Consider the following 15,851-nt stretch of genomic DNA (forward strand, 5'->3'; position numbering starts at 1 on the left):
GGTGTGGACGACCGCCTTTTAGACGGAGCCCGTCCATGACGACGGGCTCCGCAAACAACGGAGTACTCTTTAGAGATTAGCGGGCGCTGATCTCGGATGCAGCAAAGAAATAAGCCACTTCGATCGCGGCGTTTTCCGCGCTGTCGGAACCATGAACGGCGTTGGCGTCGATGGAGTCGGCGAAATCGGCGCGGATGGTGCCGGCTTCAGCCTTCTTCGGATCGGTCGCGCCCATCAGTTCGCGGTTTTTCAGCACGGCGTTCTCGCCTTCCAGCGCCTGGATCATCACCGGGCCGGACACCATGAAGTCAACCAGGTCCTTGAAGAACGGACGTTCTTTGTGCACGGCGTAGAAGCCTTCGGCTTCGGCGCGGGACAGTTGCTTCATCTTGGCGGCCACGATTTTCAGGCCGGCGGATTCGAAACGATCGTAGATTTTGCCGATGACGTTTTTACCAACGGCGTCCGGCTTAACGATGGACAAGGTGCGTTCAATTGCCATATAAATTCTCCCAAACATCAAGACAAGTGGCTAAACTTGAGTATTATGCAGCCACTCGGGTTACCCAATTTTGACGAACCCGATATTTTAGCAGTGTTTTCAACCATGTGCTGCACATTTCTCAAGTCTCACGGACCATGCGCGAACAAAATCAACAAGACCCCGACAAGACCGGCGGCGAGGCCGAACTCAACAGCAAACTGAAAAAGCGTTTGCTGATCGCCGGCGGCCTGGTCGCCGTGGCGCTGGCCGCCATTCCGCTGACCGACAGTTTCAACAAACCCAAGGTGGAAATGACCGCCAGCAGCCAGAGCCCCAGCTCCGGCAAGATCATCAAGCCCGCCTCCGCCCCAGCGGAAGCGCCGCCGGCGCCCGCGCCCGCCAGCGCGCCGACGGCGGAAAGCAGCGCGCCCGCGACGGAGCCCGCCGGCGCGCCGCAAGCGCCCAGCGTAGCCAGCCCGGCCAGCCCGGACCTGGACAAGACTCCGGCCGTGGTCAACAACCGCCCGCCGGTCCATGCCGCCGCGCCGACGCCGGCGCACGAGCGCGCGGCGGCGAAAGCGCCTCCCGCGCCAAGCGCCGCAGCGGCTCCGCCGCAGACGGCAGCCGCCAAAGCCGCGCCGGCCGAAGCCGTCAAAGCCGCGCCGGCCGCCGCCGCCATCGCGGCGGACAAGCCCGTCGCGCCGGTCAAGGAGGCCCCGGTCAAGGCCAAGCCGGCCGGCAGCTCCATCGGCTATCAAGTCCAGCTGGGCCTGTTCTCCAGCATCGGCAACGCCGAAAAGCTGGTGAAGGAGCTGAAACAGCACGGCATCCCGGCCCACACCGTCACCCGCGTGCAGGTCGGCCCGTTCAAGAGCCGCGCCGAAGCCGACGAAACCATGGAGAAGTTGCGCGGCCTGGGTTATGCGCCCTTGCTGGCGCCCGCCGGACAATAAGACGAAATAAAAAAAGCCCTCTCCGCAATGCGGAGAGGGCAAGCTCTGAACTCACTCAAACAATCGGAACGAAACGCACCGCCGCGTGCGGCGCGGCCCAAGCCGCGAAGACCGGCCAGCGGCCCTCCGACCCATCCCTTTTGTCAGCGCATTCTCGCCGCCCGCCCCCAAAGACTCAAACAATCTCAAAGCAGGCTCAAGCCGCGCCCCCATGTGAAAAACCCTCTTCGCCGGCGAAGAGGGTTGATGCGTCCAGTCCTTTCCGGCCGTCAACTCCAGTCCAGAATCACCTTGCCGCTCTGGCCGGACAACATGGCGTCAAAGCCCTGCTGGAACTCCGCCACTGGGAAGTGGTGGGTGATGATGGGGGTGATGTCCAGACCGGACTGGATCAGGGCCACCATCTTGTACCAGGTCTCGAACATTTCGCGGCCGTAGATGCCCTTGATTTCCAGGCCCTTGAAGATGACGTGGTTCCAATCGATGGCGGTGTCGGCCGGGGGAATCCCCAGCAAGGCCACTTTGCCGCCGTGGTTCATGGTGTCCAGCATCTGACGGAAGGCCTGCGGATTGCCGGACATTTCCAGGCCGACGTCGAAGCCCTCGCTCATGTGCAATTCCGCCATCACTTGCTTGAGGTCCTGCTTGGCCACGTTCACCGCGCGGGTCGCGCCCATTTTGCGCGCCAGTTCCAAGCGGTATTCGTTGACGTCGGTGATCACCACGTGGCGCGCGCCGACATGGCGCGCAATCGCCACCGCCATGATCCCAATCGGACCCGCGCCGGTGATCAACACGTCCTCGCCCACCAGGTTGAAGCTGAGCGCGGTGTGCACCGCATTGCCGAAGGGGTCGAAGATGGACGCCAGATCGTCGGAAATGTCGTCCGGAATCGGGAAGGCGTTGAAGGCCGGAATCACCAGATACTCGGCGAACGCGCCCTCGCGATTGACGCCCACGCCGAAGGTGTTGCGGCACAGATGGCGGCGGCCGGCGCGACAGTTGCGGCAATGGCCACAGGTGATGTGTCCTTCGCCCGACACGCGCTGGCCAATGCTGAAGCCCTGCACTTCCGAGCCGATGTCCTCGATCACGCCGACGTATTCATGCCCGACGTGCATCGGCACCGGGATGGTTTTTTGCGCCCAGTCGTCCCAGTTCCAGATATGAATGTCCGTTCCGCAGATCGCGGTCTTGCGAATACGGATCAATAGATCGTTGTGGCCGATTTCCGGCTTGGCCACATCGGTCATCCACAGGCCGCGCTCGGCCTTCAGTTTGGATAATGCTTTCATTGCTGTTCCTATCCGCCGCGGCGCCCTCTTGGGCGCGCGGCGCTACGCCTCAGATCACGCCGAGCTCGCGGCCCACTTTGATGAAAGCCGCCACCGCCAGCCTAACCTGTTCTTCGCTGTGACGCGCCGACATCTGGGTGCGGATGCGCGCCTTGCCCTTGGGCACCACCGGGAAGGAGAAGCCGATCACGTACACGCCCTCTTCCAACAGCTTGGCCGCCATCTCGCCCGCCAGCCGCGCATCGCCCAGCATCACCGGCACGATGGGATGCTGGCCCGGCACCAGGGTGAAGCCGGCCGCGCTCATTTCCTGGCGGAACACTTCGGCGTTGCGGCGCACCTTGGCGCGCAGCTCCGCACCTTCCCCGCCCTTGAGGATGTTCAGCACTTCCAGGCTGGCGGCGGCGATGGCCGGGGCCAGGGTGTTGGAGAACAGATACGGACGCGAACGCTGACGCAGCAGATCGATGACGGCTTTGCGGCCGGACACATAGCCGCCGGACGCGCCGCCCAGGGCCTTGCCCAGGGTTCCGGTGTAGATGTCGATGCGATCGGCCACGCCGCACAGCTCCGGCGTGCCGGCGCCGCTGTCGCCGATGAAGCCGACGGCGTGGGAATCGTCCACCATCACCAGCGCGCCGTGGCGTTCGGCCACTTCGCACAGGGTTTTCAGATCGGCGATGATGCCGTCCATGGAGAACACGCCGTCGGTGACGATCAGCTTGAAGCGCGCACCGGCCTGCTCGGCGGCGACCAGCTGCGCCTCCAGATCGGCCATGTCGTTGTTCTTGTAACGGAAGCGCTTGGCCTTGGACAGGCGCACGCCGTCGATGATGGACGCGTGATTGAGCTCATCGGAAATCACCGCGTCTTCTTCGCCCAGCAGGGTTTCGAACACGCCGCCGTTGGCGTCGAAGCAGCTGGAATACAGAATGGTGTCGTCGGTGCCCAGAAAGCCGGAAATCGCCTGCTCCAGGTCCTTGTGCACTTGCTGGGTGCCGCAGATGAAGCGGACCGAGGCGCAGCCGTAGCCGAAGTCGTCCATGCCCTTCTTCGCCGCCTCGATCAGGCGCGGGTCGTCGGCCAGGCCCAGGTAGTTGTTGGCGCAGAAATTCAGCACATTGCTGCCGTTGCTCAAGGCGATGTCCGCGCGCTGCGGCGTGGCGATCACGCGCTCGGGCTTTTCAAAACCGTCGGCGCGAATCTGCGCCAGCGTGGCTTCTAGGTGGGCTAAGTAGGTTCGGTTCATGACTGTCCTTGTCCAGGGATGACAAAAGAATCACCATTGCGCCGCCGGATCCGCGGCGACTCAAAAACTGGCACCATTCTAGCCCAGCCATTTCACAGCCATCAGTGACAGTTCAATGCGTTTTTCCAAGATACTGTAACCTTGATAAATTAATACGAACCAACACTGTCACCATAAAATACCGCACGACAACTATCGTCACTTCAAATATTTGGCGATGATTTTTTCCAGCTTCCCGCTTTCGCGCAATTGCTGAAACGCCCTGCTCAGCCTCAGCGCGGTCGCATCCGACATTTTCGGACTGCAGGCCAGATAAATGCTGGTGGTTTGCACCTGCAAGGCCTCGCGGATGCTGTCCGTCGGCGTGCCCACCTGTTTGATGGTGTAGTTGGCCACCACGTCATGCACCGCCCAGATGTCCGCCACGCCCGCCGCCAGTTCGCGCTCAGCCTCCTCCGGCGTAGGTCTGACCGAATACCCTATATTGTTTTTTTTCAGATACTCCGCCAGCGAGGAGCCCAGCAGCACCACGACGCGCTTGCCCTTGGCGTCGTCCAGCGAGTTCAAGACCACGGGATGATGCGTATTGATGAACAGGGATTGCTTGCTTTCCATCACCAGCCCCACCCAGCGATACATTTTCTCTCTCTCCGGGGAGCGGGTAAAAGGCGTCAGACAACTGTCCGCGTCTTGCTGCACCTGCATTTGGGCGCGCTTCCAGGGGATCTCCGGCATGCGCACACTCAAGCCGGCCAATTGCAGCGCCTGGGCCACCACCTCCGTGGCGATGCCGCTCAATTTGCCGCCCTCTCCTTTCAACACCAGCGGCGGATACTCCACGCTGTAGACGGAGAGCGTCGACGGCTCCGCCGCCAACGCCGCCATGCACCACAAGCCGCTTATCGCCCACCCCAGTTTCATCCCGCACCTCCGCCCGATGCCCATGCCCGTCACAGTCCTTAACATGATTTTTAGTCCAGCCGCCGGCGTTTGCGCACAGAAACCGCGCAGCCGCGGGCTGCGATGCTAAAATCGGCGCCATGTCCTTGCGCGTCCGCCTTATTTCCAGCTCCCTGTCCCTGCTGCTTGCCGCCTGCGCCAGCACCTCGCAACCCGCCGCGGTGGAGTCCGCCGGCTTTTACCGCGTCAAACCGGGAGACACCCTGTTTCGCATTGCCCAGAACCACCGGGTCAGCGTGGCGAACCTGGTGCGCTGGAACGGGCTGAAAGACCCGGGCAGCATCAATGCCGGGCAATTGCTGCGCGTATCAGCCCCCGGCGGCTCCGCGCAAGCCTCCGCCAAGCCCGGCCGTCCGCAGCCCAGCCGGCCCGCGGCCAAGCCTTCCGCCTCCGAGCCCAGCAAGCCCGCGCCTCGGCCGACGGCCAATATCAAGCTGGTCTGGCCGGCCAAGGGCCCCGTCATCGCCAAGTTCAACGGCCAGGGCAGCAAGGGCATCGACATCGCCGGCGAGGCGGGCGCCCCCATCCGCGCGGCGGCCGGCGGCAAGGTCACCTACTCCGGCAAAGGCATCCGCAGTTACGGCAATCTATTGATCATCCAGCATGACAATGCCCACCTCACCGTCTATGCTCACAATCAGTCCTTGCTGGTCAAGGAAGGGCAAGCGGTCAAGGCCGGCGACACCATCGCCACCATGGGCAGTTCCGGCACCACCCGGGTCAAGCTGCACTTTGAACTGCGCGTCCGCTCTTCGGCGGTCGATCCCCTGCCCTATCTGACGGACTGAGCCGCACGGCGGCGGAGCGCTTGTCAGCGCCGGCGGCGTACGCGCAAAATACATTCCTTATCTGATGCGCAACCTATCGCCCGGACAGCGCGGTTTCCACTGCGCGGGCCCGAAGCGAGGAAGTCGAGAAGGCAAGCCGATGGGGAGATTACTGTTACTTGGCAGCTTGCTGCTGGCCCTCGCCGCCAACGCCCACGCCGCCAAGATCGTCAAGGTGGCCTTTGGCGAATCGCTGGAGCCCTATGTGATGGAGGGCGGCAAGAGCGGGCTTGAAGTGGAGATCGTGCGCGCCGCCTTGCAAGAGCGCGGCTACCGGATAGAACCGGTTTTCTTTTCCCAACCCCGGCTGCCGATGGCGCTGAAGAACAAGGACATCGACGCGGTGGCCACCGTGGGCGAGCAGGCCGGATTGCAAGCCGAGTATTCCGACGTCTACATCAGCTACGAGGATGTGGCCATCACCCTCAGCAGCCGCCGCATCCAGCTGCACCAAGCCAAGGAGTTGGGCGCCTATCGGGTGCTGGCCTTTTCCCTGGCCAGGCAATATCTGGGCGAAGCCTTCAAGGACATGGCCCGAAGCAATCCCAACTACGCGGAAACCGCCAACCAGGTGGATCAAAACCGGCTGCTGTACCGCGGCTCCGTGGACGTGGTGGTGGCCGACCGCAACATCTTCGCCTGGATGAACCACAAGCTCGCCACCCAGTTCAAGGAAAAAACCGCGCCGGTGGACATTCACCGGCTGTTCGCCCCCACCGTGTACCGGATGGCCTTCCGCAGCGCCCCCCTGAAGGACGAGTTCAACCTGGGCTTGCGCGCGATACAAAAAAGCGGCGCCTACAAGCAAATCGTGAATCGTTACCAGAACCTCTGAGCGCGATTGCCGATGACAGCAAGATAGCCTAACCTTCACGGTTTGATTCCGCACCGTCCCGCGCACCGTGAAACCGTCCCGTTTGCTGTTTGCCCTTTTGCCCGCGCTGCTGAGCGCCTGCGCCACCGTCAGTCCGCCGGCCCCGGTCGCCGCTCCCGTCGTCGTCGCGCCCGTCCCCCCCGAGCCGGAGGCTCCTGCGCCGGCGGTCGAAGCGCCGCCCTCGCCTCCGCCGGTGAGCGCGCCGCCGCTCAGGCCCGCCTACAACGATCCGCAGGCCGGGCGCCTGTTGCTCAACCGCCTGCTGCCGGCCAAGATCCGCGACCGCCAGGGCTGGAGCAACGACATGCTCTCGGCCTTCACCCACCTGAAGATCCCCTACACCGCGGAGAATTTCTGCGCGCTGGCGGCGGTGATCGAACAGGAGTCCAGCTGGCAGGCCGATCCCACCGTGCCCAATCTGCCCGCCATCGTCTGGGACAAGATCGCCGAGCGGGCCCACGGCTATCTGATCCCGCTGCCGGTGGTCAAAGCCGCGCTGATGAAGACATCGCCCAACGGCAAAAGCTATAAGGCGCGCATCGACAGCCTGCGCACCGAAAGGGAAATGAACGATCTGTTCGAAGACATGGCGCGCGAAGCCAGCAAGCTGGGCCTGCCGATGAGCATGAAGAACCCGATCCGCACCGGCGGGCCGATGCAGGTCAGCGTCGAGTTCGCCGAAGGCCACGTCAGAGTCTGGCCCTATCCCTATCCGCGCAGCGGCAGCGTGCGCCAGGAAGTGTTCACCCGCCGCGGCGGCGTCTACTTCGGCGCGGCCATCCTGCTGCAATACCCTGCGCCTTACAGCCAGATGCTGTACCGCTTCGCCGACTTCAACGCCGGCCGCTACAGCAGCCGCAACGCGGCCTTCCAAGCCGTCATGGAAAAACTCAGCGGCAAGGACCTGACGCTGGACGGCGACCTGCTCAGCTACAAGGACGGCAAGGTCTACCCCAGCACCACCCAGAGCGCGGTCATCAGCCAGGGCGGCAAACTGGGCATGGGCCAGGGCGAGATTCTGCGCGACCTGAAACTGGAAAAAAGCGCCGCCTTCGGCCAAAGCGAGCTCTACCGCAAAACCTACGCGCTGGCGGACCAGCGCTTCGGCAAGCCCGCGGCGCGCGAACAACTGCCGCAGATCGATCTGAAAAGCCCAAAGATCACCCGCAAGCTGACCACCGAGTGGTTCGCCAAGCGCGTGGACGGCCGCTATCAGAGCTGCCTGGCCCGCGCGCGTTGACCTCAAAACCGCCGCGATTATAATCCCACGTCATCACCCGCCGGCGCCGCTCCCGACGCCGGCGCCGGGCGGGCCTGGCTCGTCCGGCACAACAAGGCGAATTCATTCATGCGCACCACGCTCTCCTACTTCACCGGCTCGCTGCTGTTCAGCGTCGTCGTGCTGGCCGCCGCCGGCTGGTACGGCTTCCAGCTGGGCGGCCCCGCCATGGCCAGCTCTTTCCTGGTCACCGCCCTGGTGCTGGCGATTCTGGAAACCAGCGTTTCCTTCGACAACGCGGTCGTCAACGCCAGCGTGCTGCAGGCGATGAGCTCCTTGTGGCGCAAACTCTTCATGACGGTGGGCATCGCCGTCGCCGTGTTCGGCATGCGCATCCTGTTTCCGCTGCTCATCGTCGCCGTCGCCGGCGACACGCCCTTGCTCGAGGCCTTCTCCATCGCCACCCGCGAACCGCTGCGCTACCAGCAGATCATGCACGACTCGCATCTGATGATCATGGGCTTCGGCGCCACCTTCCTGCTGATGGTGGTGGTGGAATACTTCGTCAAAAAGGAAAAGGACGAACACTGGCTGCCGGCCGTCGAGCCGCTGCTGGCCCGATTGGGCTCGGTTGAAAACGCGCAGTCGATGATCGCCATCCTGTTGATCGCGCTGGTGGCCGCCGCCATTCCCGCCGGACAGAAGATGGAGTTTCTCAGCAGCTGTTTCTGGGGCTATGTGGTGTTCATGGCGCTGCATGTGTTCAAGCAGCTGTTCGGCGGCATGGACATTCAGACCGCCGCGGCCAAGAACGGCCTGATCGGCTTCGTCTATCTGGAAACGCTGGACGCCAGCTTCTCCATGGACGGCGTGATCGCCGCCTTCGCCATCACCAATAATTTCTGGCTGATCGCCGCCGGGCTCGGCATAGGCGCGATGTTCGTGCGTTCGATGACCATTCTGCTGGTGGAGCGCAACATCATCGGCCAGTTCAAATACCTGGAGACGTCCGCGTTCTGGGCCATCGGCGCCCTGGTCGCCATCATGTTCGCCGCCGCGCTCCACGTAGAGCTGGGCGAAGTGCTCACCGGCCTGATCAGCGTCGCCATCATCGGTCTGGGCATCGTCACCAGCCTGCCGGGGCGCAAGCGCCGGCGCGACTGAAACGCCCGCGCCGTAATGCGAACAGGCCTGGAATCCAGGCCTGTTCGTTATAGAGCGGCGACGGCCTTGCGCCGGCGCGCCTTGCTTCAGCCGTGAAACCGACTTTTGTTAGCCGCTCTTATCCGTCAAAGCCGATAACTGGCTCCCGTCATCAGCTTGGCGGACAGCTTCATCGCCCCCTTGACCGGAGCCGGCAATGGGGCCGCGCCCAGATCGTGGGCCATGTCCGCATGCTTCAATTCGTCGTCGCGCATCTGCTCGACGATGGCGCGGCTCTTGGCGTCCGCCTCCGGCAACAGCTTCAGATGGCTGTCCAGATGCGCGCCCACCTGTTGCTCGGTTTCCTCCAGAAAGCCCAGATTCCACTTATCGCCCAACACCCCGGCGGCCACGCCTATCGCCAGCGAACCGGTGTACCACAGCGGGTTGAACACGCTGGGCCGGCCGCCCAGCTCGCGAATGCGCCGCTCGGTCCAGGCCAGATGCTCCACCTCCTCCTGCGCCGCTTGGCGCAAGGCTTCGCGCGCCTGCGGCGTGCGCGCCGTCAGCGCCTGCCCCTGGTATAAAGCCTGGGCGCACACCTCGCCGCAATGGTTCACCCGCATCAGGCCCAAAGCGTGCCGCTTCTCCTCCGCAGCCAGCTCCGCCTCGTCCAGCGCCGCGTCAGGATGCGGCCGCAGGCTTTGCGCGGAAGCAAACAGGGTGCGCAGCCCCTTGTCGAACTCGACGATCCATTTGTCCAGCATCAATCGCTCTTTCTCGCGCTCACTCAATCGCCGGCGATTATACCCGCCCGATACGCGACGCGGCAGCTACTGCTATAATTGCGCGGTTTATCGAAACATTGTGTTCAACACGCTCAACAAGGATTCCCTGATGGATCTCGCTAGCATCGGCCCGGGCAAAGACATGCCGGGCGACTTCAACGTCGTCATCGAAATCTCCGCCAACGCCGCCCCGATCAAGTACGAATTCGACAAAGACTGGAACGCGCTGGTGGTTGACCGCTTCATGGGCACCTCCATGATGTATCCGGCCAACTACGGTTTCGTGCCGCAAACCCTCGCCGGCGACGGCGATCCGGTTGACGTGCTGGTGGTGACCCCCTTCCCGCTGCCTCCGGGCGTGGTGGTGCGCTGTCGCGCGCTGGGCCTGATCAAGATGGAAGACGAGTCCGGCGTTGATGCCAAGCTGGTGGCCGTGCCGGTGGAAAAACTGTGCCCGATGTACAAGTCCATCCAGAAACTGGAAGACCTGCCGGAACTGCTGCGCAACCAGATGGTGCACTTCTTCGAACACTACAAAGACCTGGAAAAAGGCAAGTGGGTCAAAGTGCAAGGCTGGGGCACGCTGGACGACGCCAAGACCGAACTGGTCGACGGCATCGCCAACTTCGAAAAATAAGCGCTCGGCGCTTATCCCAAGACAACCGGCGCGCGTCGCCGGTTTTTTCACGCCCGGCGTTTGCCTCCGCACATTCGCCAACGCTGATATTGCAACGCAATATGCCATCATTATTTGCTACAATCGCTGAGGCTTGGACGCCGCGGCCGCCCGCAGTTAGAAAAGCAAGTGATTGTTACTAAATACCATAAATAATTCTTTTACCCGTCGCCGCATTGCAGGTATCGTTCCATTAGAACCTGCGACGGCCCCGCGGGCTAAAGTAAAACAAGGCCTTGCGGCTGAAAAAGCGGAATGCGCATACGGCAGATAGGCGCTTCGAAGGGGTTCTCAAAGACCGTACGCCGGCGCGCGGCGGATCGTGAACCGCTTCCGGGTGCCCGCCCGCGTCCAGGACCGCAATGCCCCGAACATGGCCCCCATGCCCCGCCGCCTGTCGTCGCCATGGCGTCGGGCAGCCCAACCGGAACCATAGTGACCTATATCGCCCAAGGCTCAGCACCGCAACTCCACTGGCTCCAGCAGCGCCTGGCCAGCCGGGGTTTGCCCGCGTCCGCCGGCGCGAGCGGTCCGCCGTCCTGGCTGCCTGGCGATTGGCAAGGCTTTTACCTGCCTTCCGGCTGCTGGATCAATATCGACCCCCTGCATCAAGCTCCCCTGCCTCCCCGCCTGCGGCTCTGCCGCAAGCACGAGGTCCAGTTGCTGGAGTTGGACGGCGCCTGGCAGGCGCTGGGCTCGGACTTCGGCTTCATGCTGTTGCTGGGCGCCGACCGCGCGCCGACCGCCGACGCCTTGGCCTTGCTGGACGCGCTGGCGCCGCTGCCGGCCGCCTGGCTGCGCTGCGGCCCGACGGGCAGCGCGCGCTACACCCGCCAGGTCTGGGAAGCGCTGCTGTTCATGCTGAGACGGCAGACGCCGCCCAGCCCGGCCACGCAAACCGCGCCGGACTGGGAAACCGGGCTGCGCGGGCAATGGCGGCTGTGGGAACAACTGGTGCGCCTGTCGCAACGCTATCTGCGGGAACGCAAGCTGCCCGAGGACAATCCGACGGCGCGGCGGGACTTCGCCGAACCGCCGCGGGAGCAAGAACACTACGCCGCCAGCCTGGCCGGGCTGATCGTGCAGGCGGACGGCTGCCAGCAGGCCTGGCGGCAATTATGGGACGACTTCGCCGCCCAAGCTCCGCTGAGCCCCAAAAACTAAAAAGCCCGCGAGAACGCGGGCTTTTTTTCACGACAAGGCCGGAATCAGGCGGCGCTGGTCGCCTTCTTGCCGCGGGCGACGGCGGCGCTGGCGGCCTTGGCGGAGTTGGTGGCGGCTTCCACGCTGGCTTCGGCGATTTCCGCGCTGACTTTCTTGGCGGTCTTGGACACGCTTTCGAAAGCGGCGTTGGAGGTGTTCACCAGGCTTTTCAGAGCGGACACCGCGGCGTCGGAGCCGGCCGGCGCGTTCTTGGACAGACGGTCCAGATTGCTCAGCAGGGTCTGATTGCCTTCGGCGATCTGCTCTTCAACAAAAGCGGCCAGTTCATTCTGGGTGGTCAGCGCGGCGTCGTAGACATTGCGCGCCACGGAGAAAGCCTGATCGATGGACGGCTGAGCCAGGCTGCTCTGCACTTCGGCGAAGGCCTTGGGATCCTTGGCTTCGCTCAGCGCCTTGATCGCCTGGGCGTTGTCGGCCAACAGCTTGCGCGACAGGTCCAGTTGCAGCGCGGCCAGACGCTCGGCGCCGGCCAGCACGATGGAGGAGAAACGCACGGCCTTGTCGAACTGCGACTGGCCGAGAGCGGAGAATTCTTGAGTAGTGGTAAACATGACGACTCCTAAAAAATATCCAAAATTGACAGCTCAGCAACGACAGCGAACTTAACCTGCGCCCTTGATGTTGCATCGCAACAATTGCCATTCTGGCGGGTCGGCTCTCTCGAGTCAAGAAAATGTTGCAATGCACAAGCAGCTAAACCGCTATTTTTCATGAATTTTTGCAACACAAACATTCCAAAGACATTACGGAAACGCGCTTCCTTTCTTCTCCGCGCGACAATTCCCTCAATTGCAACACTTGCCTGCGTCCAAGCCCGCCGCCTCGGCCGATTTCGGCCTTTTGGCCCCAAGCCGAGCAACGCCATTGAAAGCCTGTCAGCAACCCAGTACACTCGCCCCATAGAATAAATCTATCTACATGAAGCCAAGTACAATGAGCCCTGCGGCCAACGCATTCGACATAAAATCCGCCAGCCTGGATCTGCTGGCGCTCTTGCTGCGCACCGACGACCTGGACGAACTGAGCCAGGCGCTGGACGCGCGTTTCGGCACCGGCCACGACGCGCCGGCGGAAGCCTTCGTCCTCGACGTGGAAGCCTTGCCCGCCCCGGCCGAGCTGGATTACGGCCGCCTGCTGCCCATGCTCAGCCGCCGCGGCATCCGCGCGGTGGCCCTGCGCCACCCCAGCACCGCGCTGGCCGGCGTCGCCAGCCAGTTCGGCCTGGCCTACACCAGCAGCGCCACGCCGGCGCGTTCGGCGCAAAGCGCGCCGGAACCCGCCGACAAGCCCGCCGCGCCGGAACCGGCTCCGGCCACCGGCGCCATGATCGTCGACCGTCCGGTGCGCGCCGGCCAGCAAATCTACGCCAAGGGCTGCGATCTGATCGTGCTGGCCATGGTCAGCGCCGGCGCGGAAGTGATCGCCGACGGCAATATCCATATCTACGCGCCCTTGCGCGGCCGCGCTCTCGCCGGCGCGCGCGGCAACGCCGGCGCCCGCATTTTCGCCCGCAGCATGGAGGCCGAACTGGTGTCCATCGCCGGAGTCTATCGAACTATCGAACAAGCCTTGCCCGACAGCATTCTGGGCAAGCCAACTCAAATCTATCTCGAGAACGAGCGCCTGGTCATGACCGCGCTCGGCGAGTAACAAGCCATTATTCAAAGGGATCGACTGTGGCAAAAATCATCGTTGTGACGTCCGGCAAGGGTGGCGTCGGTAAAACCACTACCAGTGCCAGCTTCTCCTCCGGCCTGGCGTTGCGCGGTCACAAAACCGTCGTCATCGACTTCGACGTCGGTTTGCGCAACCTGGACCTGATCATGGGTTGCGAACGCCGCGTGGTCTATGACCTGATCAATGTCGTCAACGGCGAAGCCAGCCTGAACCAGGCGCTGATCAAGGACAAGAACTGCGACAACCTCTACATCATCCCCGCCTCGCAAACCCGCGACAAAGACGCCTTGACGCTGGACGGCGTGGAGAAGGTGTTGAACGACCTGGCCGAAGCCGGCTTCGAATACATTGTCTGCGACTCGCCGGCCGGCATTGAAAAAGGCGCGCTGATGGCGCTGTACTTCGCCGACGAGGCGCTGATCGTCACCAATCCGGAAGTCTCCTCGGTGCGCGATTCCGACCGCATCCTGGGCATTCTGTCCTCCAAGTCCAAGCGCGCGGAAGAAAGCCGCGAGCCGGTCAAGGAACACCTGCTGATCACCCGCTACTCCGCCGGCCGCGTCGACAAGGGCGAAATGCTGTCGGTGGACGATGTGAAGGAGATTCTGCGCGTGCCGCTGCTGGGCGTGATTCCGGAGTCGCAGACCGTTCTGCAAGCCTCCAACTCCGGCACCCCGGCCATCCACCTGAAAGGCTCGGACGTCGCCGACGCCTATTCCGACGTGGTGGCCCGTTTCCTGGGCGAAGAGCGCCCGATGCGTTTCCTCGATGCCCCCAAAGTGGGCATTCTGAAGCGCCTCTTTGGAGGTTAAGTCATGTCCCTGATCGAAATGATCTTTGGCAAGCGCCAGAAAACCGCGGCCATTGCCAGAGAACGCCTGCAAATCATCCTGGCCCACGAACGCAACGGCCGCAGCGCGCCCGACTATCTGCCGGCGCTGCAGCGCGAATTGATGGAAGTGATCTCCAAATACGTCGCGGTCAATCTGGACGACATCAAGGTGCAAGTGGAGCGCCAGGACGACTTCGAAGTGCTGGAAGTCAATATCGTGCTGCCGGAGCACCAGCGCTGAGCCATGACGCTGACCGAACTTCGCTATATCGTCGCGGTGGCGCGGGAGCGCCACTTCGGCCGCGCCGCGCAAAGCTGCTTCGTCAGCCAGCCGACGCTGTCCATCGCCATCAAGAAGCTGGAGGACGAACTGGGCGTCACGCTGTTTGAGCGCGGCGGCCAGGAAGTCAGCGTCACCGAGATCGGCGAACGCATCATCGAGCAATCGCAACGCGTGCTGGAGGAGGCCGAAACCGTCAAACGCCTGGCCGGCGAACATCAGAACGAACTGGTGGGCCCGCTGAAGCTGGGGGTGATTTTCACCATCAGCCCCTATCTGCTGCCGCGGCTGATCCCGGCCTTGCGCATCCTGGCGCCGGACATGCCCTTGATCCTGGAGGAGAACTACACCTCCCGGCTTTCGGAAATGCTCAAGCGCGGCGAAGTGGACGCCATCATCGTGGCCGACCCCTTCGACGAGGCCGGCACCGTGGCGAGCCCGCTGTACGACGAGCCCTTCGTCGTCGCCACGCCCAAGGGCCATCCCTGGGAAAAGCTGGGCGCCATCGCCGCCAATCAGCTGGCCGACGAAAGCGTCCTGCTGCTGACCCAGGGCAATTGCTTCCGCGATCAGGTGCTGCAGGCCTGCAGCGATCTGGCCAGCCGGCAGAGCCACGGCGGCACGCTGGCCGCCAATCTGCAGGGCAGCTCGCTCAACACCATCCGCCACATGGTGGCCAGCGGCATGGGCGTCACCGTGATGCCGTCCACCTCGATAGGCCCCACCGACGAATCCTTATTGTCGGTGGTGCCGTTCAAGACGCCGGCGCCGCAGCGCCGCGTGCTGTTGGTGACGCGCAAGCAGTTCTTCCGCAAGAAGGCGATAGACACCCTGCAACAGGCGGTCTTCCGCTCCGGACTGGAAGGCGTCGCCATGCTGGAAGGCGAAGCGCCGGCACAATAAGCCGGCTCCCGCCCCCAAACGAGACAACCGCTGCGCGCCCTGCCGCAGCGGTTTTTTTCCGCCCCACCACCGCAAGGAGTTTCCCCGTGTCTCAATTGCGCAGCATTGAAATCAAAGCCTTCGTGCCCGCCCGCGACTACGCGCTGTCGCAGCGCTTTTACGCCGATCTGGGCTTCGAGCAAAAGTCGGACAGCCACGGCGTCAGCTATTTCGTCCATGGCCAGTGCAGCTTCCTGCTGCAGGACTTCTATCATCCGCAATTGGCGGAAAACCTGGTCTTGCACTTGCTGGTCGACGATGTCGACGCCTGGCACCGCCAATGGCTGGCCCAGGGCGTCACCGAGCGCTATCCGGCCAAGATAGGCCCGCTCGTGGACCAGCCCTGGGGCATGCGCGACTTCTGCCTGCACGATCCCTCCGGCGTGCTGTGGCGCGTCGGCCAGAACCTGTAAGCCGCCGCGGGCCGG

At 63.3% G+C, this 15,851-nt stretch carries 19 protein-coding genes; 12 read left to right on the forward strand and 7 right to left on the reverse strand.

Annotated features, from left to right (window positions below; translation table 11 throughout):
* Positions 1-76: 76 nt before the first annotated feature.
* A complete protein-coding gene (gene ndk, locus JC616_RS16885) occupies positions 77-502 on the reverse strand; it encodes a nucleoside-diphosphate kinase (protein WP_107798554.1) in 426 nt (141 codons plus the stop codon).
* A gap of 137 nt (positions 503-639) precedes the next feature.
* On the opposite strand from ndk, the gene JC616_RS16890 reads away from it, so the two are divergent.
* Positions 640-1,437, forward strand: coding sequence for an SPOR domain-containing protein (locus tag JC616_RS16890; RefSeq protein ID WP_227104370.1), 798 nt, complete (start codon positions 640-642; stop codon positions 1,435-1,437).
* Positions 1,438-1,706: 269 nt separating this feature from the next.
* Here JC616_RS16890 and tdh read toward each other — a convergent pair whose 3' ends face one another.
* From tdh to JC616_RS16905, 3 genes are all read right to left on the reverse strand, one after another.
* Positions 1,707-2,732, reverse strand: coding sequence for an L-threonine 3-dehydrogenase (tdh, locus tag JC616_RS16895; RefSeq protein ID WP_107798552.1), 1,026 nt, complete (start codon positions 2,730-2,732; stop codon positions 1,707-1,709).
* A gap of 49 nt (positions 2,733-2,781) precedes the next feature.
* Positions 2,782-3,981, reverse strand: a complete 1,200-nt coding sequence (locus JC616_RS16900; protein WP_107798551.1) for a glycine C-acetyltransferase — start codon at positions 3,979-3,981, stop codon at positions 2,782-2,784.
* A gap of 198 nt (positions 3,982-4,179) precedes the next feature.
* A complete protein-coding gene (locus JC616_RS16905; RefSeq protein WP_227104372.1) occupies positions 4,180-4,902 on the reverse strand; it encodes a substrate-binding periplasmic protein in 723 nt (240 codons plus the stop codon).
* 119 nt (positions 4,903-5,021) lie between these two features.
* On the opposite strand from JC616_RS16905, the gene JC616_RS16910 reads away from it, so the two are divergent.
* From JC616_RS16910 to JC616_RS16925, 4 genes are all read left to right on the forward strand, one after another.
* A complete protein-coding gene (locus JC616_RS16910) occupies positions 5,022-5,729 on the forward strand; it encodes a peptidoglycan DD-metalloendopeptidase family protein (protein ID WP_227104374.1) in 708 nt (235 codons plus the stop codon).
* A 139-nt stretch (positions 5,730-5,868) separates the two neighbouring features.
* On the forward strand, positions 5,869-6,603 hold the full coding sequence (locus JC616_RS16915) for a substrate-binding periplasmic protein (RefSeq protein ID WP_158274244.1): 735 nt from the start codon (positions 5,869-5,871) through the stop codon (positions 6,601-6,603).
* 82 nt (positions 6,604-6,685) lie between these two features.
* The gene (locus tag JC616_RS16920) at positions 6,686-7,882 is read left to right on the forward strand and encodes a DUF1615 domain-containing protein (protein WP_227104376.1); all 1,197 of its coding nucleotides are present in this window, start codon (positions 6,686-6,688) and stop codon (positions 7,880-7,882) included.
* A 108-nt stretch (positions 7,883-7,990) separates the two neighbouring features.
* A complete protein-coding gene (locus tag JC616_RS16925; protein ID WP_107798546.1) occupies positions 7,991-9,025 on the forward strand; it encodes a DUF475 domain-containing protein in 1,035 nt (344 codons plus the stop codon).
* Between the two features lie 125 nt (positions 9,026-9,150).
* Here JC616_RS16925 and coq7 read toward each other — a convergent pair whose 3' ends face one another.
* Positions 9,151-9,771 (reverse strand): 2-polyprenyl-3-methyl-6-methoxy-1,4-benzoquinone monooxygenase, encoded by a 621-nt coding sequence (coq7, locus tag JC616_RS16930; RefSeq protein WP_227104378.1) that lies wholly within the window; start codon positions 9,769-9,771, stop codon positions 9,151-9,153.
* Between the two features lie 130 nt (positions 9,772-9,901).
* Between coq7 and ppa the strand changes: the two genes are divergently transcribed.
* Complete coding sequence (gene ppa, locus JC616_RS16935; RefSeq protein WP_107798544.1) at positions 9,902-10,429, forward strand: inorganic diphosphatase; 528 nt, start codon at positions 9,902-9,904, stop codon at positions 10,427-10,429.
* Between the two features lie 474 nt (positions 10,430-10,903).
* On the forward strand, positions 10,904-11,632 hold the full coding sequence (locus tag JC616_RS16940) for a hypothetical protein (RefSeq protein WP_227104380.1): 729 nt from the start codon (positions 10,904-10,906) through the stop codon (positions 11,630-11,632).
* Positions 11,633-11,676: 44 nt separating this feature from the next.
* On the opposite strand, the gene JC616_RS16945 is transcribed toward JC616_RS16940, so the two are convergent.
* Both JC616_RS16945 and JC616_RS16950 read right to left on the reverse strand, forming a co-directional pair.
* The gene (locus JC616_RS16945) at positions 11,677-12,243 is read right to left on the reverse strand and encodes a phasin family protein (protein WP_107798542.1); all 567 of its coding nucleotides are present in this window, start codon (positions 12,241-12,243) and stop codon (positions 11,677-11,679) included.
* A gap of 8 nt (positions 12,244-12,251) precedes the next feature.
* Positions 12,252-12,593, reverse strand: coding sequence for a hypothetical protein (locus JC616_RS16950; protein ID WP_227104382.1), 342 nt, complete (start codon positions 12,591-12,593; stop codon positions 12,252-12,254).
* A 32-nt stretch (positions 12,594-12,625) separates the two neighbouring features.
* Here JC616_RS16950 and minC point away from each other — a divergent pair, with 32 nt between their 5' ends.
* The 5 genes from minC (at position 12,626) to JC616_RS16975 (ending at position 15,836) form a co-directional block, all read left to right on the forward strand.
* Positions 12,626-13,342, forward strand: coding sequence for a septum site-determining protein MinC (gene minC, locus JC616_RS16955; RefSeq protein ID WP_107798541.1), 717 nt, complete (start codon positions 12,626-12,628; stop codon positions 13,340-13,342).
* A gap of 26 nt (positions 13,343-13,368) precedes the next feature.
* Positions 13,369-14,181 carry a septum site-determining protein MinD gene (gene minD, locus JC616_RS16960; RefSeq protein ID WP_048409059.1) on the forward strand — a complete coding sequence of 271 codons (813 nt, stop codon included), beginning with the start codon at positions 13,369-13,371 and terminating at the stop codon, positions 14,179-14,181.
* A gap of 3 nt (positions 14,182-14,184) precedes the next feature.
* Positions 14,185-14,442 (forward strand): cell division topological specificity factor MinE, encoded by a 258-nt coding sequence (gene minE / locus JC616_RS16965; RefSeq protein ID WP_019104116.1) that lies wholly within the window; start codon positions 14,185-14,187, stop codon positions 14,440-14,442.
* 3 nt (positions 14,443-14,445) lie between these two features.
* Complete coding sequence (locus JC616_RS16970) at positions 14,446-15,384, forward strand: LysR substrate-binding domain-containing protein (protein WP_107798540.1); 939 nt, start codon at positions 14,446-14,448, stop codon at positions 15,382-15,384.
* Between the two features lie 86 nt (positions 15,385-15,470).
* Positions 15,471-15,836 carry a VOC family protein gene (locus JC616_RS16975; RefSeq protein ID WP_227104384.1) on the forward strand — a complete coding sequence of 122 codons (366 nt, stop codon included), beginning with the start codon at positions 15,471-15,473 and terminating at the stop codon, positions 15,834-15,836.
* The last annotated feature ends 15 nt before the right edge of the window (positions 15,837-15,851 follow it).

Origin of the sequence: Chromobacterium rhizoryzae (assembly GCF_020544465.1) — a bacterium.
Taxonomy (GTDB): domain Bacteria; phylum Pseudomonadota; class Gammaproteobacteria; order Burkholderiales; family Chromobacteriaceae; genus Chromobacterium.